The organism is Gordonia mangrovi, from assembly GCF_024734075.1.
Taxonomy (GTDB): domain Bacteria; phylum Actinomycetota; class Actinomycetes; order Mycobacteriales; family Mycobacteriaceae; genus Gordonia; species Gordonia mangrovi.
Map to the genome: position 1 here is coordinate 602,164 of NZ_CP102850.1, position 22,940 is coordinate 625,103.

The window sequence follows — 22,940 nt, forward strand, 5'->3', positions numbered from 1 at the left end:
GAGGGGCGGCGGCGCATGCGCGGCCGCGGGAGAGCCTGCGCGGGTGGAGGTTTGACGCTCGGGCTGCGTGGCTTCGATAAGGGCTCGGCTAGCGTCTCGACCTACTCAACCACCCGAGAGGGGCTTGCCCTGCCGCCAAACGGTATCGAGATCACTTACGGGACAGCTTGTTTCGCTTCAGATCGGCGATCGCGGATTTGAGACCGCCTGCGGCGCGCGGGATTCCGGCGAAGCGACGTTCCGACGCGGTCTCCGGAGCGTCGTCGGCAGTGTCGCGGAGGAATTGGTCGGGCAGGGCCAGCTTGTTGATCGTGCGCAACGTCTTCATGTACTGCACGAACAGCGACCCCGTGGTGTAGGGGAGGTCGTACTTGTCGCAGAGCGCACGCACACGTTCGGCGATCTCGGCGTAGCGGTTGCTGGGCAGATCCGGGTATAGGTGGTGCTCGATCTGATAGCAGAGGTTGCCACTGAGAAACGCCATCGCGGGGCCCGCGTTGAAGTTGGCGGTACCCAGCATCTGGCGCAGGTACCACTGCCCGTGCGTCTCATCTTCCAGCGACTCGGTCGTGAACTTCTCTGCGCCGTCGGGGAAATGGCCGCAGAAGATCACCACGTAGGCCCACAGGTTGCGGATGACGTTGGCACTGAGGTTTGCCGTCAGCGTGTGGCGCGCATTCGGCCCCGACAGCACCGGGAAGAGCACGTAGTCCTTGGCAACCTGCCGGCCGATCTTCCGTAGGAACAGCTTGATCTGCGGAATCGCCTCTTCCTTGGACTTCCTTCCCTCGATGACCTCCTTGAGCGCGAGGTCGTGCAACCCGATGCCCCACTCGAAGGTGAGCGCCAGCAGCACGTTGAACAGCGGCTGGAAGGCCCGCCGAGGCTCCCACGGTTCATCTCGGGTCACACGCAGGATCTTGTAGCCCACGTCGTCGTCCATGCCGACGACGTTGGTGTACTTGTGATGGATGTAGTTGTGCGAGTGCTTCCAATGCGGCGACGCGCACACCATGTCCCACTCCCACGTGGTGGAGTGGACCTCGGGATCGTTCATCCAATCCCATTGCCCGTGCATCACATTGTGGCCGAGCTCCATGTTCTCGATGATCTTCGAGAGCGCCAACGACCCGGTGCCGAGCCACCACAGCGAACGCTTGTGACTGCCGAGCAACGCGACTCGCCCGACCACCTCGAGGGCACGGTGCGCGACGATGGTGCGCCGCAGGTACCGGACATCACGTAGTCCCCGATCGGCTTCGATCTCGCGTCGAAGCGCATCGAGTTCCGCGCCGAGTGCCTCGACGTCCGCATCGGTCAGATGGGCGTACTCATTGATGTCGGTGATGGCCATTGGTTCTCATTATGCCTGCGCCCGCGCACGGGACGCACCCGAGGCACCACGCGGTCGGGCGGGTTGCGCTCATGCAGCCCGACGCTGCGATACCGCAGCTGCCGACGCGGCGGTCGCCCGCTTGCGGCGTCCGCGCGTGCGCAGAGCCGCGATCGCCGTGCGCAAACCGCTGCGACGGCCGCTCACCGGGTCGACCGTGGCCTGCAGACGTGTCCCGTCGGCCAGGTCGGACTTGAACCGGCGCTCGGATGCGGTCTCCGGCGCGTCGTCGACCGTCGCCGTCAAGTATTTGTTCGGCAGCGACAGTTTGGCGATCGTCCGCCACGCCTTCGCGTACTGCACCGGTAGCGAACCCGTGGTGTAGGGCAGGTCGTACTTCGCGCACAACTCCTGCACCCGCACCGAGATCTCCGGCAGTCGATTGCTCGGCAGGTCCGGGAATATATGATGCTCGATCTGGTACGACAGGTTGCCGCTCATGAAGCCGAGCACCGGACCGGACCGGAAGTTGGCGCTGCCGAGCATCTGGCGCAGGTACCACTCGGCCTGCGTCTCACTGTCGACGTCCTGCTTGGTGAATTTCTCCGCGCCGTCCGGGAAGTGCCCGCAGAAGATCACCGCGTTGGTCCACACATTGCGGATCACATTGGCCATCAGGTTCGCCGAGGCGGCCTTGCCAAAGGTACGAACGTAGCCGGTGCGATGTCCCGTGGCCGCACTCACCATCGCCGGGTACACGACGTAGTCCTTGGCGACCTGCTTGCCGATCTTCTTGCCGACGTCGGCCAGGTCGCGCTGGAACTGCTCCTTGGCCTCCGGCGTCCGCCGCTTCTTGCCCAACTCCAGGTGCTGAACGGCGACACCGTATTCGAAGAGCAACGCGAGCAGCGTGTTGTAGGCCAGGTTTCCCAGATAGAACGGCCGCCAACGCTGATCGCGCGTCACGCGCAGCAGGCCATAGCCCACGTCGTCATCCATGCCGAGCACATTCGTGTACTTGTGATGGATGTAGTTGTGGGTGTGCTTCCAGTGCGCCGACGGATCGGTGTTGTCCCACTCCCAGGTGGTCGAATGCACCTCGGGGTCGTTCATCCAGTCCCACTGACCGTGCATGACGTTGTGGCCGAGTTCCATGTTCTCGACGATCTTGGCGACACCCAGCGCACCGGCGCCCGCCCACCACGCCGATCGCTTGGTCGAGCCGAAGATCAGACCGCGTCCGAGCAGCTCCATACCGCGTTGGAAACGGATCGTGTTGCGGATGTAGCGGGCGTCGCGTTCCCCGCGATCGGCCTCGATATCGACGCGGATGGCGTCGAGCTCACGCCCGAGCGCAGCGACGTCGGCGTCGGTCAGATGGGCGTACTCGGGGATGTCGGTGATCGCCATGAGCCCTCCCGGGTGTCGTCGAGACATGTGATGGTCTGGCCGACGAGCCGACCTACCATTCCGTAACCTACGCAAGCGTAGGTTGCCGGGAGCAGCCATGTCCACCCCTTGCCGAGATCACGGCAGGAATGTGACCGAGCGCACGCCGATCGACGTCAGGCGTCGTCGCGTAGCAACTCGTAGCCGACGAGGTCCTCGAGGACTCCTGCCGATTTCGCAGCCAACGGTTGGGTGCCGAACTCGTGCAGGCCGGCACGTCGGGCCAGCGCCTTGCTGCCCTCGTTGGAGTCGGCGGCGAACATCGTCATCCGGCGGATGTCGAGGACGTCGAAACAATGCCGGACAGCTGCCGGGAAGGTTTCCCCGAGGACGCCGTGCCCGCGGGCATCCGGATGGGTGTAGAAGCCGATCTCGGCCCCGGTGACGTCGTTGATCTCGAAGATCGAGATATCACCCAGATACGTGTCGGACTCGAGGTCGGCGACCGCCCAGGTACACGTCTCCCCGCGCGCGGCCGTCCACCACTTTCGGGTGCGTTCGGCGGCGGCGTGCTCGATCAACAGCGGATCGGGTCGTCCGAACAGGTATTTGCGCGATATCGGATCGTCTAGGGTCTGCCGTATCCGCTCGTCATCGGTCTCGGCGAGCGGACGCAACCGGAACCGCTCGGTCTCGAATGTCGTGGCATGCCACGTCGACTTCGGCGCGAAATCGTCGCCGGCACGCCATTTCGCGCACCACGCGTCGACGACTTTGCTGTTCATCTCGAGCCAGTCGGGGATCTTGGCGGTCAGGGTGAACCCGCAGCTGTGTGCGGTACGCAGACTCGCGAGATTGCCCTCCTCGGCCTGCCACCGCACCACCTCGACATCGCGATGGGCGACGGCGTACTCCATCGCGAGAATGATCGCCCGGCGGGCCAGACCCTGGCCACGGGCATCCGGATGCAGGACGAAGCCGATCTCGACGATGCGACCCGAACCGGTCAGATCCACACTGCCGACGAATCGGCCCTCGTGCTCGATTGCCCAGGTCAACGCATCGCCGGACACCCACCCGGCGCGCGCTCCGGCGATATATCGTTCGGCATCGGCGCGACCGTACGGCGAGGGCATCTTGGCCCACCGCATAGTCAGCGGGTCGGTGGCGTATTCCACCACACGCTCAACGTCCGCGGACGAGTGTGCCCGTAGCGTGACGACGTCGTCGGACAGGACGGGAACTTCCATGGTCTGGGTCAGTTCAGCGCGCACGCGGATCTCCTCCGTGGTCGACTACCGGCCATCTCCCCGAGCCTATCGCGAACCGAACACGGCGCCGAGTCGAAACAGGCGAGTCAAAACAGGGAGCTCCGCGGCCACGTTCTCACACGTCGAGCGTGCAGTCCCCCGCCGCGACACTGACACAGGTCTGGATGCGCTCACCCTCCACGTGCTCCACACCCGACCGGAGGTCGCGCACACACCCCTGGTCCAACATGACCACGCAACTCTGACAGATGCCCATCCGGCATCCGAACGGCATCAGCACCCCGGCCGATTCGCCCGCCTCGAGCAGAGTCGTGGCCCCGTCGGCCGGCGTTTTCGCACCCGAGCGACCGAAGGTGACTGTTCCGCCGCGGGCGCCGACCGCGCCTCGTTCGAGGGCAAACCGTTCGATGTGCAGTGCGTCATCGACACCGGCGGCGGCGAACATGCTCTGCACAGAATCGAGGAACCCTGCCGGACCACAGGCCCAGGTCTGCCGGTCACGCCAATCAGGGACCACCTCGGCGAACCGGTCGGCTGTGAGCTGACCGTCGGTGCGGGTGTACTGCAGGTGCAGATCGATCAGGCCGTCGGCGGCCAGCGCGGCGAGTTCGTCGGCGAACAGCAGGTCACCCTCCGACGGCGCCGAATGCACCAGGCGGATGTCGGTGCGCTGCCCGCGGTGCCGAATGGTCCGCAGCATCGCCATGATCGGCGTGATACCGCTTCCGGCCGTGGCGAACAGGACCTTTGCCGGCAGCGGTGCAGGCAGCACGAACTCACCGCGCGGCGCCGCGAGTCGAACGACGGTGCCCGGTCGCAGGCCATTGACCAAGTGGGAGGAGAGAAACCCCTCCGGCATCGCCTTCACCGTGATGGAGATGATCCGGTCGTCGCGACCACCGGCGGTGACCGGTACCGACGTCAGCGAGTACGAGCGCCAGGTCCACCGGCCTTCCATGAGGACACCGATGCCCACATACTGTCCCGGCTGATAGTCGAACGAGAACCCCCATCCGGGCCGGATGCGGATGGTTGCCGAATCCTCGGTCTCGGCGGTCACCGAGACGACCTTGCCGCGCAGTTCGCGGGCCGACCAGAGCGGATTGGCCAGATGCAGGTAGTCGTCGGGCAGCAGTGGCGTGGTGATCCGGGCGACTGCGGCCCGCGCCCACTGCGCACCCCGACTCCGTGCCGCGACACCCGCCACCGGTTCCTCGAACCTTTCGAGCCAGCCCACCTGTGCACCACCTCACCCGTGACCGACGGTCACGCTCGACACCCTTACGGCGACAACTTACGGTTCCGTAGGTTACGCGACCGCCGCCGGGCAGCCAACCGTCAGAGGAGTTCGAGCAGGAAGGGCAACTCCTGGGTGGCGTACCAGGCGAGGTCGAAGTCCTCCACATCGCCGACGGCGAGTTCGGCGTCCTGATCGCCGAGGTCGGCGGCATCGATCACCACCACCGCTGCGCGCACCTTGTCCTCGGCCTCGGCTACGTCGACATGCACCGACGCGATGTCGCGCAATGGTACCGGCCCGTTGATGCGGACCACCGCGTCGTCGAGTTCCGGATGCAACGCCACGTCGGCGACATCGGCGGCGACCACCACGCGACGCGGGGGAAGTCTCGGGGTGTCGCCCGGTGCGGTCGTGAGTTCGTCGGCCGTCAGATCGGCCTCGGCGGCGTCGTCACCGGGCTCGGGGGCCTCACCCGCAAGCAGCCGCAACGAGGCACGCGCGGCCTCTCGCATCGCCACCTCGGCGAGCTCCTCGTCGTCACCGGCGACAAACGACTCGCGCAAGGTCGGGGTCAGCGCGAACCCGGTACCGCCGATCGCCCGGATCTCGCCGACCTCGTTGAGCTCCATCAGCATTGCCAGCGTCGCCGGCAAGTACACCCTCATCGCACACATCCCTCGACCAACTCGGCACCCCTGCTTCTGGCGTCATACGAAGACAGTGGATGAAACGCATCGTCGACGCACGCCGCCAGATCAGTTCACCACCCTATCGGTCAGCGGCGCGACATCGAGCGAGACAGGGCATGGGCGGCGTCTGGCGCGTCGGTCACTTGGTGGCCAGCAGTTCCTCGTAGGCCTCGGTCACGTAGTCGGTCATGGCCGGTAGATCGTTCATGACACCGCGATCGGCGATGAAGGCGAACTGCAGGTTGTCGCGGTAGTCGGTGATGCTGATGGCCAGCGCCCGCTGGGCCATCAGCGTCGGGATCGCATACATCTCCGACACCGGGCACCCGCGGACGAACTTGTCGGCGACCGGCGACGTCCCCATCCCGATCGGGACGTTGTAGGCGCGCCGGTTGAGGCTGCGGAAAGCCCGCGAGCTCAGCTCCGGAAACGGCACCACACCCAGTTCGGACAGGATTGGTTGCGGACCCATCGACAGTCGCCGCGATGACTGCGCATACCGATTGGCCAGGCCCGCCACCTGGGCCAGACGCACCGCCGGATTATCTTCGCCGACCGGCAGATCGGTCACGAAACTCGGTTTGCCGACGGCGATCCAGCGAGCAGCCAGGTCGAGGCGCCGCTCCACACCGGGGTCGCGTGCCGACAACGGAAGCACCACGCGGACCGTGTCGGCGGCGCTCACCGACTCGTCGAAGGACAGCATCCACCGACGCATCACACCGGAGATGATCGCCAACTCGACGTCGTTGACGGTGCAGTCATAACGGTCTGCGATCTTGGCGCATCCGCGGCGCGGGACCGAGGCGACCGCGAAGATCCGCGTCGACGTCGTCGAGGTGTTGAGCGGACTCGACGGCGCCGAGTCGGAGAGTTGCTGGACGATACTGCCGACCCGACGCAGTACATCCTCGGCGGTGGTGCGCACCTCGGCGACCACCGAGTTGCCATGGACCAGCGAGTCCACCAGATCCCCCGGACGGGAGAAGGCCTCAGCCACTGCGCCCAGGGCCAGCGACACCGACCCGGGCGGTGCACCGGGCATCCACAGGTCCTCGGCCAGCGGTTCCACGTCGGGCTGGTCGTCGCAGATCGCCTCGCTGATCTCGAGGGCCGCCTCGTCGTCGACCAGGCACCGGTGGGTCTTGGTGAAGATCGCCTGCTTGCCGTCAGGAAGGCCTTCGATCAGGTACATCTCCCACAGCGGTCTGGTCCGGTCCAGCGGCCGCGACATGACCCGGGCGATCAGGTCTTGGAGCTGCGCGATGTCCCCGGGGCGCGGCAGTCCGGAGCGTCGGATATGGAAGTTGATGTCGAAATCGGGGTCATCGACCCAGACCGGTCGTGCCAGACCGAGGGTCACCTCCCGCACCACCTGCCGGTATCGCGGAATCGACTGCAGACGGTTCTCCACCAACGCGACAAGACTCGGGTAGTCCAGGCTCGGGGTGGTGACGCCGCTGGTCGAGCGACTTTTCGTCCCCCCCGATTTCTTTGCGGAGCCAGGTTTCTTCGTCGAACCGGAGGTCGCTCTCCGCTGCGCACCGGCAGCCCCGGACGTCGCCGGTGCCGTCGTGACCGCAGTCGCGTCGACGGCAGGCCCCGACTCCGCCGCATCGACGATCAGCAACGCTCCGAGGTGAGTCGTCGAACCCGTCTCGTCGAGGAAATAGAACATCGCTTCGCGCGGGGACAGACGGTTGACCACGACTGTGATCCTAGTGCGGGACGCCGGTGTCCCGCGTCGATGACCGGCGGCCGCTCGCTGGTGGCCACGTGCGCCCGCCTCAGACGAGCGTGAAAGCAACCAGTTGCCAACGGTATTCCACGGCACGGGTGAGTACCGGACGCACAGTGGCCGTGGTGGTACGCACCCGGCACGGCAGTTGTTCGATGCGCGCCGCAAACGCCCGCACGCGTTCTCCGCGGCGATAGCTGCCGAAGATCTCGGCGGCGCCGGGACCGAGCATCTGCACATGCACCCGCCGCAACGTGGCGGTGTCCCCACTCATGACGCCGGGAGGTGTCAGGCGGATGAGCGCGGTGACCTGATCGATGAGGTGAGCAGTCGCGAAACCGTCGAGTTGCCCTACAGTGCGCCGGCGATCGACGATCTCGAGCACCAGCGTGATCGTGCGGATCGCGAACCGTCGGGCGTCGACGGTCGCCTTCGACAGCGCCCGCCGGGGCGGTACGGTAGCGACCGCGGGTTCGGCAGGTTCCGATCTCGTCACCACACGTGGTGTGGTTTCGCAGAGAGCACTGCCGGGGACCTCGTCGACAGGACGGGGCAGCGGTTCATAGGGCGGCGCGGGTCGGATCAGGACTCGAGGGGTCTCCATAAGAATCGGACGCACCAGCGCGCCCGACGGTTCCGTTTTCCCGAGAAGTTTCTGCGCAGAGTCCGCACCCGCGGCTGTCTCGCGACCGACGACACTACGTCAGCGGCGCTTCTTCTTGGACTTCGGCGGCTTCGGCCGGGACCCCTTCACGCTCTGCCGCGCGGCGGCGCGGCGTTCGCGACGGGTCGCCGACACCAGCGCCGGATCGTCGAGTTCCTCGTCTTCGGAGTGGATCTCGGTGCCGCCGCCCTCGGACGGACCGGAGAAGGTCATCGGCACCTCGGGCTGTTCCACCCCCACCGCACGCAGGGCCGCAGGCGCCTCCTGCACGTCGGTCTCGGCCTCGCGGGCGGGCGCACTGCCATTCTGTGCGGCGAAGTCGGCGACCTCCGGCGACGACAGGGTCGCCTGCGCACCGGGCGTCGCAACTCGCGGCGCGGCCTGCTCGGTCTGCACCTGCACGTTGTAGAGGAAGCCCAACGCCTCCTCCTTGAGGCCCTCGAGCATGCCGGTGAACATGTCGAAACCCTCGCGCTGGTATTCCACCACGGGATCGCGCTGGGCCATCGACCGCAGGTGGATACCCTCCCGCAGGTAGTCCATCTCGTAGAGATGATCCTGCCATTTCCGGTCGAGCACGGTGAGCAGGATGGTGCGCTCGAGTTGCCGCATCGCACCCTCGCCGGCGATGGACTCGATCTCCTTCTCGCGTGTCGCGTAGGCGGCATGTGCGTCACCGACGAGAATCTCCCTGAGCTCCTCGGCACTGATGTCGTCGCGCTCACCGAACTCGTTCTCGCCCACGACCTCTTTCGGGTCGAGCTGAATCGGGTACAGCGTGCGCAACGCCGACCACAGTTCGTCGAGATCCCAGTCCTCGGCGTACCCCTCGGCGGTGGCACCCTCCACGTAGGCCCCGACCACGTCGTCGACCATCGTCTGTACCTGCTCGCGGTGATCTTCGCCCTCGAGGATGCGGCGGCGCTCGGAGTAGATCACCTTGCGCTGCTCGTTCATGACCTCGTCGTACTTGAGAACGTTCTTGCGGACCTCGAAGTTCTGCTGTTCGACCTGGGTCTGTGCGCTGCGGATGGCCTTGGTCACCATCTTCGCCTCGATGGGCACATCGTCGGGCAGGTTCACGCGGTTCATGATCGACTCGAGCGCCGCGCCGTTGAAGCGCCGCATCAGCTCGTCGCCGAGCGACAGGTAGAACCGCGACTCGCCGGGATCGCCCTGACGACCGGACCGGCCGCGGAGCTGGTTGTCGATACGTCGGGACTCGTGGCGTTCGGTGCCCAGCACGTAGAGCCCGCCGGCCGCGCGCACCGCCTCGGCCTCCTCGGCTGCCGCCGCACGGGCGACCTCGATGGCCTCCGGCCAGGCCGCCTCGTATTCGTCCGGGGTGGTGACCGGGTCCAGCCCGGCTTTGCGCAGCCGGGTGTCGGCGATGATGTCCGGGTTGCCACCGAGCACGATGTCGGTGCCGCGGCCGGCCATGTTGGTGGCCACCGTGACCGCACCGGTGCGGCCGGCCTCCGCGATGATCTGGGCCTCTTGCTCGTGGAATTTCGCGTTGAGGACGTTGTGCGGGATACCGCGCTTGGTGAGCTGACGCGACAGGTATTCCGACCGCTCCACGCTGGTGGTACCGATGAGGACCGGCTGGCCCTTCTCGTGGCTCTCGGTGATGTCGTCGACGACGGCGTCGAACTTCGCCTCTTCGGTCTTGTAGATCAGATCGACCTGATCCTTGCGGATCATCGGCTTGTTCGTGGGGATCGGGAGCACACCGAGCTTGTAGATCTGATCGAATTCGGCGGCCTCGGTCTCCGCGGTACCGGTCATGCCGGCGAGCTTGTCGTACATGCGGAAGTAGTTCTGCAGGGTGATCGTGGCCAGCGTCTGGTTCTCGGCCTTGATCTCGACGCGTTCCTTGGCCTCGATGGCCTGATGCAGTCCCTCGTTGAATCGCCGTCCCTCGAGGACACGGCCGGTGAACTCGTCGACGATGAGGACGTCGCCGTTGCGGACGATGTAGTCCTTGTCGCGGTGGAAGAGTTCCTTGACCTTGATGGCGTTGTTCAGATAGCTGACCAGCGGAGAGTTGGCCGCCTCATAGAGGTTGTCGATGCCGAGCTGATCCTCGACGAACTCGACGCCGGCCTCGTGTACACCGATGGTCTTCTTCTTGATGTCGACCTCGTAGTGCACGTCCTTCTCGAGCAGCGGCGCGATCCGCGCGAACTCCGTGTACCACTTGCTCGACCCCTCGGCCGGCCCGGAGATGATCAGCGGCGTGCGGGCCTCGTCGACCAGAATGGAGTCGACCTCGTCGACGATCGCGTAGTTGTGGCCGCGCTGCACCAGGTCGGGCAAGGAGTGCGCCATGTTGTCGCGCAGGTAGTCGAAGCCGAACTCGTTGTTGGTGCCGTAAGTGATGTCGGCGGCGTATGCCGCTCGACGCTGATCGGAGTTCATGCCGGTCAGGATCACCGCGGTGTCCAGGCCGAGGAACCGGTGCACCCGCCCCATCCACTCGGAGTCACGTTTCGCGAGATAGTCGTTGACGGTGACCACGTGCACACCGTCGCCGGACAACGCATTGAGGTAGGCGGGCAGCACACAGGTCAGCGTCTTGCCCTCGCCGGTCTTCATCTCGGCGATGTTGCCGTAGTGCAGTGCCGCGCCGCCCATGATCTGCACATGGAAGTGCTTCTGTTCGAGCACCCGCCAGGCCGCCTCGCGCGCTACCGCGAACGCCTCGGGCAGCAACTCGTCGAGCGAGGCGCCGTCGGTGATGCGCTCCTTGAACTCGTCGGTCTTGGCCCGCAGTTCCGCATCGGTCAAGGCCTCGACCTCGTCAGAGAGACCCTCGACGTGCGACGCGATCGCATCGAGACGCTTGACCATCCGGCCTTCACCGACGCGCAGCAGCTTGTTCAGCACCGTGGATCGAGTCCCTCACTCATGTCGACAACACACGAAATCCGGCCTGCAACGCAGTACAGACCGGATTCCATGGTACTCAGGTCGCCTTAGCGCAACCTGATCGGTGTCACGCGAGCCTGATCAACCCATAGTCGAAGGCATGACGCCGATAGACCACCGATGGCCGGTCGGTCTCCTTGTCGTGGAACAAGAAAAAGTCGTGCCCGACGAGTTCCATCTCGTAGAGCGCGTCGTCGACCGACATCGGGACCGCCTCGTGCTCTTTGACGCGGACGACCTGACCGGGTTCGTGCAGTTCGACGCCGTCATCCCACTCGTCGGCGGCTGCGTCGTCGTCCGTTTCGGGTTGGGCACTGAGCTGGCCGTCACGAAGCGGGGGCGCGCCGATCTCGGTGGCCTCGGCCACCGACAGGGGGCGGCGGTTGCCATAGGACACCCGCCGGCGATCCTTCACCCGACGAAGTCGGGATTCCAGTTTGTCCAGCGCGGCCTCGAGTGCGGCGTAGAAGTTCTCGCCACACGCCTGGGCGCGGGCCTTGGGTCCCTTGCCGACCGCGGTGATCTCGACCTGTTGACAGACCTTGGACTGCCGTCGGTTGCGTTCGTGGTTCAGTTCGACGTCGAAACGGAAGATGGACGGATCAAAGCGTTCGAGTCGGGCGAGCTTGTCGCCGACGTAGATCCGGTAGTGGTCGGGGATCTCGACGTGGCGTCCACTGATGTCGACCTTGGCGGTGGGTTCGGCGGGCTCGTCGGCGGCGACGGTGCCGGCAGGTCGAACGAAGGCAAAACTGGGATCGAAGGCCGCGTCGGTGGGCGGGCCGGCATTCTTCTGGTTGTCCGTGGTGGATTCGGGGGCTCGATCACCGACCTTCGACTCGCGATGGCCTTTTCGGTGAATGACTGTTGACATAAACGACCTCCTTGTGGTGGTTCCCACCCGAGGACTGCAGGTATACGACGCGACCTGATCCGATCCACCGGTAGAGGCGGCATGATGCCGCTGGCGGAAGACGCCGATCGGTGTGAACCACTCACGCATCTGCCGGCGGGCGCTGAGCCCTCAGCAGGAGAGGCTGGGCAGCGACGTCAGACTCGTTGTCGCGCTGACACCTTCGTCGTCGGTAGGGAATCGAGTCCATGCCAGCCGACGGCTGACACTCAGGGTCAGGGGCCTCACCTCCTCGCGAAAAGCGGTGGCTACCTGTTGTGCCTTCGACCGTAGCCGGAAGTTCGCCTACTGGCCACGTTTCGGGGCAACAGAGGTGTGTCGCGGTGTTTGTCCACCGGCACCTCGACGCATCCACAGATGTGCGGACGACGATCCTGAGGACCGGCGACGCTCGGCATACTCGACCGATGACCCGACGCCGCACCGCCCTCACCGCACGAGCGGCCGAGGTGGTGCGATCGGGGGTCGACCTGATGATCCCGACGCACTGCGGCGGCTGCGAGCTGCCGGGGATCGGGTGGTGCCCCCGCTGCACCGCGGCGCTGGCCGACTCCCCCGTGCGACTCGAGCCACGCGTGGAGGTCGGTGCGGGCGCATGGGCGCTCGGCCGCTATCGCGGGCCACATCGGAGTGCGCTGATCGCGGTCAAAGAACACGGCCGTCGCGATCTGGTCGGAGCCCTCGGTGACGCACTGGCGAGCGGGCTGTTGACGCTTGCGGACTGGGGCGAGATCCCCGACCACCACACCTTGACGCTGATCCCGGCACCGACCCGGGCCTCGTCGGCCCGACGTCGTGGCGGGGATCCGGTGACCGCCATCGCACGCGCCACCGCAGCTCGACTCGGCCCCCGGGTGCAGGTCGCCGATCTGCTCGTGACCGCATCGCGGGCGGCGGACTCGGCCGGCCTCGACGCACGCGGGCGGGTCGCCAACCTCACCGGTGCCGTCCGGGTGCGCCGGCGGATGCGCAATCGCCCGTGTCCGGACGGCACGCTGGTGCTGGTCGACGACATCCTCACCACCGGCGCGACCGCCGCCGAGTCGTCGCGGGTACTCGCCGCCCACGGCCTGCACGTGGCTGCGGTCGTCGTGATCGCCGGCGCCTGACGGTGCCCCGGGCTGCGCCGGGCTGCGCCGGGCAACCGTGGTCAGGACCTGCGGCACCGGCGGTCACGGAAGCACCGGGATCACGCCCGGTGCCATCGCCGGCTCCACCTCGGTCCAGTACTGGTCGGGTTGGCCGTTGGAGCTGCCGAGGCGCAGCACCCCACGGGTGTCCCCGACGTAGACGGTGGCCTGGTCGGCCACCACCGAGCTCACCGGCGGGGACAGGTTGCCCGACAGCAGCCCGACGGCGGGTGTGCCGTTGATCGACAACTGGGCGACCGGCGATTCGTTCGCATCCCGAGCGACCATCAGTGTCGTGGGCGACGCCCAGTCCAGCGACACCGCCCGGTTGCCGATGTTGTAGGCCGCGATGCGTGGATTGGTCAGGGAGAGACCACCGTCGGCGTTGGTGGTGACGACCGCGAAGACGACCTGACCGCCGACGATGAGCGCCACCCGCACACCATCGGGCGCCACCTGCAGCTCGGTGATCGCGCCGCGCGCCACCGTGGCGATGGCGTCGGCGTTGACCGGGATGAGTCGCTCACTGGTGTCGGCCTCGTCACGCATCCACTGCACCGGTTGTCCATCGACAACCGCCCAGATGGTGTTGGCGTTCTGCCCGAACGAGGGTCGGGTGATCGACACCCCGGTGGTGACGACGCCCGGGTTCGCGCCGTATGGTCCGACCACCAGGTCCAGGCGTTGCCCGGGCCGGGCCACCACGGCCGCGTCGGTCTCACCGTCGGCCGAGATCACCGCCGAACGCACAGCCGTGCTCGTGCCGAGGGGACCGTCGACCGGTACCGTGCCCGAATCGGTGACCTTCAGCAATGCACCGTCTCGGATGATGTTGAGACCGACATCTGTGGAGGGCACCGACGTCGGGTCGAAGGAGCGGACGTCGGCCGTCTGCCAGCCGGGCGCGCGCTCGGGGATGAGCGGGCCTCCGTCGGCGTTGATCACGTAGGGCCCACCGATGTCGGCGGCGTCGAGTGTCCAGATGATCTGTGCGGCCAGCGCGGTCCGGTCACGGGTGGAGCTGGAACCGATCCCGGTCAGCTCCATCCGGACCCCACCATCACTCAGCGCGGTGACCGGCCCCCGCAGGGCGGCACCGTTGGGAAAACCGCTGTCCACCGCATCCGCGAGGTCGGCCGACGGTCCCGCGATCAGCCGGGTGATCAGTTCGGTCGGCTCGGTGTCCTGCCCCGAGTAGAACCACCGCGGGTCCGCGACGAGGTGCTCGAGGCTGCGGTCGGTGAAGTACAGCGTCGCGGCGCGGTAGGCCGTTTCGAACTGGGTGCGGTCGATCATCGTGCCGTTCGGCAGCGGGCCGTCGATACGCCACTGGTCACCGACCCGGGTCAGCGACAACGTGGTCTCGACTTGGCCGGTCGCGGGCAGCAGCTCGCCGTCGCTCTTCAGCGTGCCGACGTTGTCGCCGAGCAGCCGCAACCGCACCGCGTCCTCACTGCGCTGGTCGACGAAGATGTTGACTTCGTCGATGATCAGCATGTCGCCACGATCGTCCCACTGCTCCGAGGATGTGGTGGTGAGGAACTCACGTGCCGCCGAATGCCCGGCCTCCGGGTCGGCGGTGGCCTTGAGGAACGCCCGCACCAGCGACTCGGGATCCATATCCGCTTGCGGTACCGGCACCACGTTGGTCGGCCCCTGCCGTTCGAACGCGGTGATCGGTTGGGGCGAGGAACTGCTGGGGATTGATCCGCACGCGCTGAGCACACATACGAGCGTCAGCACCATAGCGCCCATCGCACCCACCGCACGCGCCGAGCCGGTTCGAACGCCGGGCACGCGATCAGCCGATGACACCGCCACCCCCTCCGCTGCTGCTCTGTGGAGTGGACGTGTCCTGCGGAGCCGACGTGTCCTGGGGAGTCGACGTGTCCTGGGGAGTCGACGTGTCCTGTGGAGTCGACGAACTTTGTGCAGTCGACGAGCTCTGTGGCGTGGACGTGCTCTGCGGAGTGGACGGGGGCGCGGCCGATACGTCGACCGCCGCACCGGCCCCTGCGACCTGTTTCGGTGTGCTGCGCGTCGTCGATGTTCGGGCGATCGCCCCGCCGATGGGTTTGAGCGGCAGTGGGCTGCCGAGCACCTTGTGTCCGCGCACGAGCGGAAGCGTCAGGCGGAAACATGCACCGTTGCCCGGTTCGCCCCACGCCTCCAACCGACCCTGGTGCAGGCGGGCGTCCTCGATGCTGATGGCCAGACCGAGCCCGGTGCCGCCCGAACGCCGGAAGCGTGACGGATCGGACCGCCAGAAACGGTTGAAGACGAGTTTCTCCTCCCCCGGACGCAGACCGATGCCGTGATCGCGAACGGTGATCGCGACTGCGTCCCCGTCCGACCGCATGGTCAACACCACGGGGTGTCTCTCGCCGTGATCGATGGCATTGGCCAGCAGATTCCGCAGGATGCGCTCGACGCGGCGGGGGTCGATCTCGGCGATGACCGGTTCGGTCGGAAGGTCCAGCACCAACTCGGTGCCGGTCTCCTCGGCGAGGTGGCTGACCGTCGCGAGCGCCCCGTCGATCGGGATCGCCATGTCCATCCGTTCGGCGGCGAGTTCGGCCATGCCTGCGTCGTGCCGGGAGATCTCCAATAGCTCATTGAGCAGGGTCTCGAAGCGGTCGAGTTCTTTGTCGAGCAGCTCCACGGACCTCTTGCGCACGGGATCGAGTTCGTCGCGCCCCTCGTAGAGCACGTCGCTGGCCATCCGCACCGTGGTCAGCGGGGTGCGCAGCTCGTGGCTCACGTCCGAGGTGAACTGGCGCTGCAGGCCACCGAACTCCTCGAGGTGGGTGATCTGCTTCGACAGGCTCTCCGCCATGTCGTTGAACGACATCGCCAACCGCGCCATGTCGTCCTCGCCACGAACCGGCATCCGTTCCTTGAGCCGGCCGTCGGCGAACCGGACCGCGATACGCGATGCAGATCGCACCGGGAGCACCACCTGCCGCGACACCAGCCAGGCGATCGCGGCCAGCAAACCGAGCAACACCACGCCGCCGGTGACCAGTGTGCCGCGCACCAGATCGACGGTGTTCTGCTCACTGGTCAGCGGAAAGACGAGAAAGAGCTCGAGACCCGGCACCGACGCATTGGTCGGGGTACCGACCACGAGAGCGGGCTCCGTGCCGCCGGAAGCGTTGGAGATCGAGGTGTACTGATAGGCGACCTGTCCGCCCTCGACCATGTCCCGCAGATTGTCGGGGATCTCCGTGATCGGGCCGACACCGCTGTCACTGCCGTCCTCCTCGGTCCCCGGTACCAGCAACACGGTGTCGAAGGTGCCCACCGTTCCGGAATTCTCGCTGGTGTCGACATCGCGGTCGGTCAGCAGCGACCGCGTCTGGCGTAGTCGGTTCTGCACCGACATGTTGCCGTCGCTGCTGGTCAGGTCCCGTTCTACCGCGATCCGGGCGCGTTCGACCTCTTCGGTCGCGGCCGCCAGCTTCACGTCGAGCAGGCGATCGGTGATCTGACTGATCAGCACGAACACCAGGATCAGGATCACCACAAACGACAGCACCAACGTCGACACCACCACACGTAGCTGCAGTGACCGCCGCCAGATCCTGCCAAAGGAGCGGCCGATACTGCTCGCGACGCGGGTGAGCCGAGCGAAGGTGCTGTTGACGCGGCGTCGAGGACGGCCGATCACGGCGGGCCGGCCTTGTAGCCGACCCCCCTCACCGTCAACACGACCTCAGGATTTTCCGGGTCGCTCTCGACCTTGGCTCGGAGACGCTGGACATGCACGTTCACGAGTCTAGTGTCCGCCGGATGACGGTAGCCCCACACCTGCTCGAGCAGGACGTCGCGGGTGAACACCTGACGTGGTTTGCGCGCGAGCGCCACCAGCAGGTCGAACTCCAGCGGGGTCAGCGAGATCGGCACACCGTCGCGGGTGACCTTGTGCGCGGGCACATCGATCTCGACCGGCCCGATGGAGAGCAGCTCGGCCGGTTCCTCGTCGGTGCGACGCAGCCGTGCCCGCACTCGCGCGACGAGTTCCTTCGGCTTGAATGGCTTCACCATGTAGTCGTCGGCGCCGGATTCGAGGCCGAGGACCACATCGACGGTGTCGGACTTCGCCGTCAGCATCACGATCGGCACACCCGAGTCGGCACGCAGCACGCGGCACACATCGATGCCGTTCATCCCCGGCAGCATCAGGTCGAGCAACACCAGGTCGGGTCGGATCTCGCGAACCGCGGTCAGTGCCTGCGTCCCATCGCCCACAACAAACGGCTCGAACCCCTCGCCGCGCAGCACGATGGTGAGCATCTCGGCGAGTGCGGCGTCGTCGTCGACGACGAGGATGCGAGGCTTCATACTCTCAATGGTGACACTTTCGTGACCCGACTGCGGATATGACGCGCCGAACCGCCCCCGTCCGCGACGCACCGTCGAGCCTCGCCCGATCCACCCGCCCCTGGCCGCTACGATCGCGCTCGTGGGCCAACTCATTGCCGTCGAGGGACTCGATGGCGCCGGCAAGAACACTCTGGTCACCGAACTCGTCAACCGGTGGCGCAGAGACGGACTTCGGGTCTGGACCCTCACGTTTCCGCGCTACGGCGAATCGGTGACGGCGGACCTCGCAGCCGAGGCCCTCCACGGCCGGCACGGCGACCTGCGCGACAGCGTGTACGCAATGGCACTCATGTTCGCTCTCGACCGGGCCGATGCGGCGGACGAGATCCGCGGCGCCATCGCCGAACACGACATCGTGCTCCTCGACCGGTACGTGGCCTCCAACGCCGCCTACAACGCCGCGCGGCTGAACCAGGACGCCGACGGCGAGATGGTCGAATGGGTTCGCGAGATGGAGTTCCACCGCTTCGGACTGCCGGTTCCCGACCATCATGTGCTGCTCGGTGTGGCACCCGAGGTCGCCCTCGACCGGGCGGCCCGCCGGGCGGCGACCGATGCCTCGCGGCCCCGCGACATCTACGAACGCGACACCAGCCTGCAACTACGCGTCGACCACGTGTATCGCCAACTGGCCCAGTCGAACTGGATGTCGCCGTGGGTATCGACCGAGGACGGGGACCACGCCGAACTCGCGCGGCGTCTGTTGGACGGATGAGCGTGCTGCCCGCCGCCCACGATTTCGATAGCCTGGAGGTTCCAACCCGCCGCGGGAAGGAGAAGGCCGCATGACCCAACCGCCGCCGCCCGATGGCCCGCAGCAGTTTCCGCCCGCACCGGGTCCCGGGGCAGGACCGCCCCCGCATCGGCACATCACCCCCGAGCCGTGGCCACCACCACCGCCCGGCACCGCAGGTCCCCGGCAGTTCGGTGGGTATCCACCCGCCCCGCAACCGGGCTGGGCATCGGGCTCTCCGCCGCCGTATCCCCCACCTCAGCAGCCTTTTCCGCCGCCCCGTGGTCCCCGCCCCGGGATGATCGTCGGCACGGTCCTCGGCATCGTGACGATCCTCGTCGTCATCGGTGCGGCGGTACTCCTCACTGTCGCCGCGGAAACCGACAGCCCGTCGAGCAACTCGGCCGTCGGCCATCAGACGGTCGCGCCGGGAGTCCCGACCGGGGAAACCGCGAACGCGGCCGACGCCATTGCCATCCGCTCGGCCATGCAGATCTTTGTCGATGCGGTGAACTCACGCGATGTCGCCCGTATCCAGGCCTCGGTCTGCAGCGCATTGCGCCCGCAAGTGACCATGCCTCTCGACATCACCGGGACCGTGGTCCTCGACGAGCTCACCGACATCACGGTCACCGGGGATTCGGCCGCCTCGACCGTCTCCACCCACGTCGAACTCGGCAACCAGCGTTCCCTCACCAAACAGAACGACGAGAGCTTCGCCCGCGAGGACGGCACCTGGTACGTCTGCCCCGGCGCCCAACTCGACATCGGCACCTAGGTTCACGTCGACAGAACCCACTTTCACGTCGACAGAACCCACCTTCACGTCGACAGAACCCACCTTCACGTCGACAGAACCCACCTTCACGTCGACAGAACCCACCTTCACGTCGACAGAACCCAAAAAATCACCGAGAGAATCCACAGTGACCGGGGCCGGTGCGGCGGATGCTCGTCGCGTGGATTCTCTCGGTGATTTTTTGGGTTCTGTCGACCGCCGTGCTGGGCACGTTCGCGAGTGCACTCGCGTTCGGCGTCAGTAGCGGTAGTGCTCCGGCTTGTAGGGGCCTTCGACGTCGACGTTGATGTACTCGGCCTGTTCCTTGGTCAGCTTCGTCATCGTGCCGCCGAGGGCCTCGACGTGGATGCGCGCGACCTTTTCGTCGAGGTGTTTGGGCAGGCGGTAGACCTCGTTGTCGTATTCGTCCTTCTTGGTCCACAGCTCGATCTGCGCGATCACCTGGTTGGAGAAGCTGTTGCTCATCACGAACGACGGGTGACCGGTCGCGTTGCCGAGGTTGAGCAGACGTCCCTCCGACAGCACGATGATCGACTTGCCGCTGTCGAAGATCCACTGGTCGACCTGCGGCTTGACGTTGATCCGCTTGGCACCGGAGTTCTCCAGGCCGGCCATGTCGATCTCGTTGTCGAAGTGGCCGATGTTGCCGAGGATCGCCTGGTTCTTCATCTGCCGCATGTGCTCGAGCGTGATGATCCCGAGGTTGCCCGTCGAGGTGATGACGATGTCCGCGTCGGCGATCGCCTGCTCGACAGTGACCACATCGAAGCCGTCCATCAGGGCCTGCAGGGCGTTGATCGGGTCGATCTCGGTGACCTGAACCCGAGCTCCCTGTCCGGCAAGTGATTCCGCGCAGCCCTTACCGACGTCACCGTAGCCGCAGATGAGCACCTTCTTGCCGCCGATCAGCACGTCGGTACCGCGGTTGATGCCGTCGATCAGCGAGTGTCGGGTGCCGTACTTGTTGTCGAACTTGCTCTTGGTGACCGAGTCGTTGACGTTGATCGCCGGGAACGTCAGTTCACCGGCGGCAGCGAACTGATACAGGCGCAGCACACCGGTGGTGGTCTCCTCGGTGACGCCCTGGACCGCGTCGGCGATGGTCGTCCACTTGGTGTTGTCGGTCTCGAACCGCGTCCGCAGCAGTTCCAGGAAGACCTTGTACTCCGCGGGGTGATCGTCTTCGGCGGGCGGGACCACACCGGCTCGCTCGAATTCGGCGCCACGCAGCACCAGCATGGTGGCGTCGCCACCGTCGTCCAGGATCATGTTGGCCGGCTGGTCAGGCCAGGTGAGCATCTGTTCGGCCGCCCACCAGTACTCCTCGAGGGTCTCGCCCTTCCACGCGAAGACCGGGACACCCGCGGGCTCCTCGGGCGTACCGTACGGCCCGACGACGACGGCGGCCGCCGCGTGATCCTGGGTGGAGAAGATGTTGCAGGAGGCCCAGCGAACCTCTGCGCCGAGAGACACCAGCGTCTCGATCAGCACCGCCGTCTGCACCGTCATGTGCAGCGACCCGGAGATGCGTGCCCCCTTGAGGGGCTGCACATCCGCATACTCGCGGCGCAGCGACATCAGGCCCGGCATCTCGTGCTCGGCCAGCTCGATCTCCTTGCGACCGAAATCCGCAAGTGACAGGTCGGCCACCTTGAAGTCGATCCCGTTGCGGCTGTCGGCCGCAGGTGCGGAGTCCGCCACCGTGGTCATCTGGTCCCCTTCGTCGTCTGCCGTGTTTGTGCCAAGGCTAGCCGACCGGGACCGACCGCTAGGTGTCGCGGGTGGGATGCGGCAGATGCTCGCGCGCGATGTCGTCGGCGACCAGATCCGGATCCTCGTATGGACTGTCGGTCTTGTTGGGACGCAGGCGAAGATTCACGATGGCGGCGGCGAGTCCGCCCCACACGATCACCATGGCGATGATCATCATGACGATGGCACCGGCACTCATCGGACCGCCTCCTTCTTCTGCTCTGTGTCCAACGGGGGCCATGCTTGGAATCCAGGGTAGTCGCGGCCATTCCATCCCGGCAGGGTCAGTGCCGCGGCGCCGATGAGGAGTAGCGCGATGGTGCCCCAGCCGAAGATGCCGATATACCACTGCGGATAGCCTTCGTAGCCATCGCTGATGATCGAGATGATCTTCTGCACCAGCATGGTGGCGAGGAAGACCGGCGCCACCACCCCGATGAGGGCCACCCACCATTTGCCGAGGTGGAACGTCGACACCGCGTTGAGGTGACGCCTGAGCAGATCGGCATCCCGGGCCAGCCAGACCGCGAACACCGTCATGATGATCGCCGACGATACGACGCCGATGTTGTTGGCGAACTGATCGACGGTGTCGAGTGCGATCAGCCCCGAGGTGGTGGAGAAGAGTCCGATCGAGATGATGCCGCTGACCCCGGCGGTGACGGCCGACGCGACGACCCGGCTGAGCCCGAACTTCTCCTGCAGTGAACTCGAGACGCCGATCAGCAGTGAGATCAGCGACGTGAAGCCGGCGACCACGAGGGAACCGAAGAACAACGCGCCCCAGAAGCTCGCACCCGGCATCTCCGAGATCACCGCCGGGAATGTCACGAACGACAGGATCGGACCGGTGAGACCCTCCAGCTCGGAGATGGCGGCCTGCTGCTGGTAGGCGAGGAAGCCGAGGGCGCTGAACACACCGATACCGGCGAGGATCTCGAACGATGAGTTGGCGAACGCCACCACGAGTCCGGAACTCGTCATATTCGCCTTGCGCCGCTGGAACGACGAGTAGGCGATCATGATGCCGAAGGCGATCGACAGTGAGAAGAAGATCTGACTGTAGGCGGCGATCCAGACATCGAGATCCGACAGCGCCGACCAGTCCGGACTGAAGAGCGCATTGAGCCCGTCGGAGGCACCCGGCAGCGTGATCGCCCGGATCACCAGTCCGGTGAACCCGATGAACAGCAGCGGGATGAAGACCATGTTGATCTTCTCCACGCCGCGGGCCACACCCAGGCACAGCACTGCCAGGATCACCAGCCACACGATGACCAGCGGTAACGCGACGTTACCGACGATCGTGGTGGAGATCTCGGGGTCGCCGACCTGAAGGTAGTCGGACAGGAAGAAGGTCTGGGTGTCCTCGCCCCAGCGGAGGTCGAAGGAGTAGACGAAGTAGCTCATCGCCCAGGCGATCACTGCGGCGTAGTAGACGCCGATCACGAACAGCAGGCCGGTCTGGAACCAGCCGATCGCCTCGGCGTGACGCCGGATACGACGGAAGGCCAGCGGCGCGACCGCGCGGTACCGGTGGCCTATCGCATAGTCCAGGAACAGAATCGGGATACCCGCGGTGAGCAGTGCCGCCAGGTAGGGAACGATGAACGCGCCGCCGCCGCTCTCGTAGGCGACTCCGGGGAATCGCCAGATGTTGCCGAGCCCCACCGCCGATCCGATCGCGGCAAGGATGAATCCGGAATTCCTGGTCCACGTCTCACGATTCGCGGCCGCAGCGTCGGGGTTGGCCATGGTTCCCTCCCTCGTCGGTCTTGCCTGACGCTATCGCACCGGTGTGGGTTGCGGGAGCCATTCGACGCTGCGGGTCACGGTGTGGCGGTGGTGTGCCCGCGGTCGATCACTCACCCGGGTATGGAGACCCACCCATCATCGGGGAACAGTGGCATTCGGGCCGCGTCTGCGCCGGATGGTGGCACCCCCCAGCCGAGAACCTGCTCGGTCCAAATGA

Annotated in this window: 18 protein-coding genes; 3 read left to right on the top strand and 15 right to left on the bottom strand. The window is 66.2% G+C overall.

Features of this window, described 5'->3' with window-relative positions:
• Positions 1-151 precede the first annotated feature (151 nt).
• From NWF22_RS02910 to hpf, 9 genes are all read right to left on the bottom strand, one after another.
• Entirely contained in the window at positions 152-1,354 is a 1,203-nt protein-coding gene (locus tag NWF22_RS02910; RefSeq protein ID WP_160900708.1) for a fatty acid desaturase family protein, read from the bottom strand.
• Between the two features lie 69 nt (positions 1,355-1,423).
• On the bottom strand, positions 1,424-2,743 hold the full coding sequence (locus tag NWF22_RS02915) for a fatty acid desaturase family protein (protein WP_160900707.1): 1,320 nt from the start codon (positions 2,741-2,743) through the stop codon (positions 1,424-1,426).
• A 155-nt stretch (positions 2,744-2,898) separates the two neighbouring features.
• On the bottom strand, positions 2,899-3,972 hold the full coding sequence (locus tag NWF22_RS02920) for a GNAT family N-acetyltransferase (protein WP_202398320.1): 1,074 nt from the start codon (positions 3,970-3,972) through the stop codon (positions 2,899-2,901).
• 136 nt (positions 3,973-4,108) lie between these two features.
• Positions 4,109-5,230 (bottom strand): ferredoxin reductase, encoded by a 1,122-nt coding sequence (locus tag NWF22_RS02925; RefSeq protein WP_160900705.1) that lies wholly within the window; start codon positions 5,228-5,230, stop codon positions 4,109-4,111.
• Between the two features lie 101 nt (positions 5,231-5,331).
• Positions 5,332-5,898, bottom strand: a complete 567-nt coding sequence (locus NWF22_RS02930) for a DUF6912 family protein (RefSeq protein ID WP_160900704.1) — start codon at positions 5,896-5,898, stop codon at positions 5,332-5,334.
• Positions 5,899-6,061: 163 nt separating this feature from the next.
• Positions 6,062-7,630 carry a wax ester/triacylglycerol synthase domain-containing protein gene (locus tag NWF22_RS02935; protein ID WP_258321309.1) on the bottom strand — a complete coding sequence of 523 codons (1,569 nt, stop codon included), beginning with the start codon at positions 7,628-7,630 and terminating at the stop codon, positions 6,062-6,064.
• A 79-nt stretch (positions 7,631-7,709) separates the two neighbouring features.
• Positions 7,710-8,156, bottom strand: coding sequence for an Rv3235 family protein (locus NWF22_RS02940; RefSeq protein ID WP_160900703.1), 447 nt, complete (start codon positions 8,154-8,156; stop codon positions 7,710-7,712).
• Between the two features lie 207 nt (positions 8,157-8,363).
• Positions 8,364-11,213 (bottom strand): preprotein translocase subunit SecA, encoded by a 2,850-nt coding sequence (gene secA, locus NWF22_RS02945; protein WP_160900702.1) that lies wholly within the window; start codon positions 11,211-11,213, stop codon positions 8,364-8,366.
• 109 nt (positions 11,214-11,322) lie between these two features.
• Positions 11,323-12,129 (bottom strand): ribosome hibernation-promoting factor, HPF/YfiA family, encoded by an 807-nt coding sequence (hpf, locus tag NWF22_RS02950; RefSeq protein ID WP_160900701.1) that lies wholly within the window; start codon positions 12,127-12,129, stop codon positions 11,323-11,325.
• Positions 12,130-12,575: 446 nt separating this feature from the next.
• On the opposite strand from hpf, the gene NWF22_RS02955 reads away from it, so the two are divergent.
• Complete coding sequence (locus NWF22_RS02955) at positions 12,576-13,277, top strand: ComF family protein (protein ID WP_160900700.1); 702 nt, start codon at positions 12,576-12,578, stop codon at positions 13,275-13,277.
• A 63-nt stretch (positions 13,278-13,340) separates the two neighbouring features.
• On the opposite strand, the gene lpqB is transcribed toward NWF22_RS02955, so the two are convergent.
• From lpqB to mtrA, 3 genes are read right to left on the bottom strand one after another with little or no spacing between them, the layout of a single operon-like run.
• Positions 13,341-15,053, bottom strand: a complete 1,713-nt coding sequence (gene lpqB / locus NWF22_RS02960) for an MtrAB system accessory lipoprotein LpqB (RefSeq protein WP_160901401.1) — start codon at positions 15,051-15,053, stop codon at positions 13,341-13,343.
• Positions 15,054-15,099: 46 nt separating this feature from the next.
• Positions 15,100-16,968, bottom strand: coding sequence for an MtrAB system histidine kinase MtrB (mtrB, locus tag NWF22_RS02965; protein ID WP_160900699.1), 1,869 nt, complete (start codon positions 16,966-16,968; stop codon positions 15,100-15,102).
• Entirely contained in the window at positions 16,965-17,642 is a 678-nt protein-coding gene (gene mtrA / locus NWF22_RS02970; RefSeq protein WP_202398167.1) for an MtrAB system response regulator MtrA, read from the bottom strand. The genes mtrB and mtrA overlap by 4 nt, the downstream gene beginning before the upstream one ends.
• 121 nt (positions 17,643-17,763) lie before the next feature.
• Here mtrA and NWF22_RS02975 point away from each other — a divergent pair, with 121 nt between their 5' ends.
• On the top strand, positions 17,764-18,399 hold the full coding sequence (locus NWF22_RS02975) for a dTMP kinase (protein ID WP_160900698.1): 636 nt from the start codon (positions 17,764-17,766) through the stop codon (positions 18,397-18,399).
• A gap of 70 nt (positions 18,400-18,469) precedes the next feature.
• Complete coding sequence (locus tag NWF22_RS02980) at positions 18,470-19,195, top strand: hypothetical protein (RefSeq protein WP_160900697.1); 726 nt, start codon at positions 18,470-18,472, stop codon at positions 19,193-19,195.
• Between the two features lie 258 nt (positions 19,196-19,453).
• Here NWF22_RS02980 and ahcY read toward each other — a convergent pair whose 3' ends face one another.
• Genes ahcY through NWF22_RS02995 form a run of 3 tightly spaced genes read right to left on the bottom strand, consistent with a single transcriptional unit; the run spans position 19,454 to position 22,723 of the window.
• Entirely contained in the window at positions 19,454-20,926 is a 1,473-nt protein-coding gene (gene ahcY / locus NWF22_RS02985; RefSeq protein WP_160900696.1) for an adenosylhomocysteinase, read from the bottom strand.
• Between the two features lie 58 nt (positions 20,927-20,984).
• Positions 20,985-21,167, bottom strand: a complete 183-nt coding sequence (locus NWF22_RS02990) for a methionine/alanine import family NSS transporter small subunit (RefSeq protein ID WP_160900695.1) — start codon at positions 21,165-21,167, stop codon at positions 20,985-20,987.
• Positions 21,164-22,723: a sodium-dependent transporter gene (locus tag NWF22_RS02995; protein ID WP_160900694.1), complete on the bottom strand. Its 1,560-nt coding sequence runs from the start codon at positions 22,721-22,723 to the stop codon at positions 21,164-21,166. The genes NWF22_RS02990 and NWF22_RS02995 overlap by 4 nt, the downstream gene beginning before the upstream one ends.
• Positions 22,724-22,940: the final 217 nt, after the last annotated feature.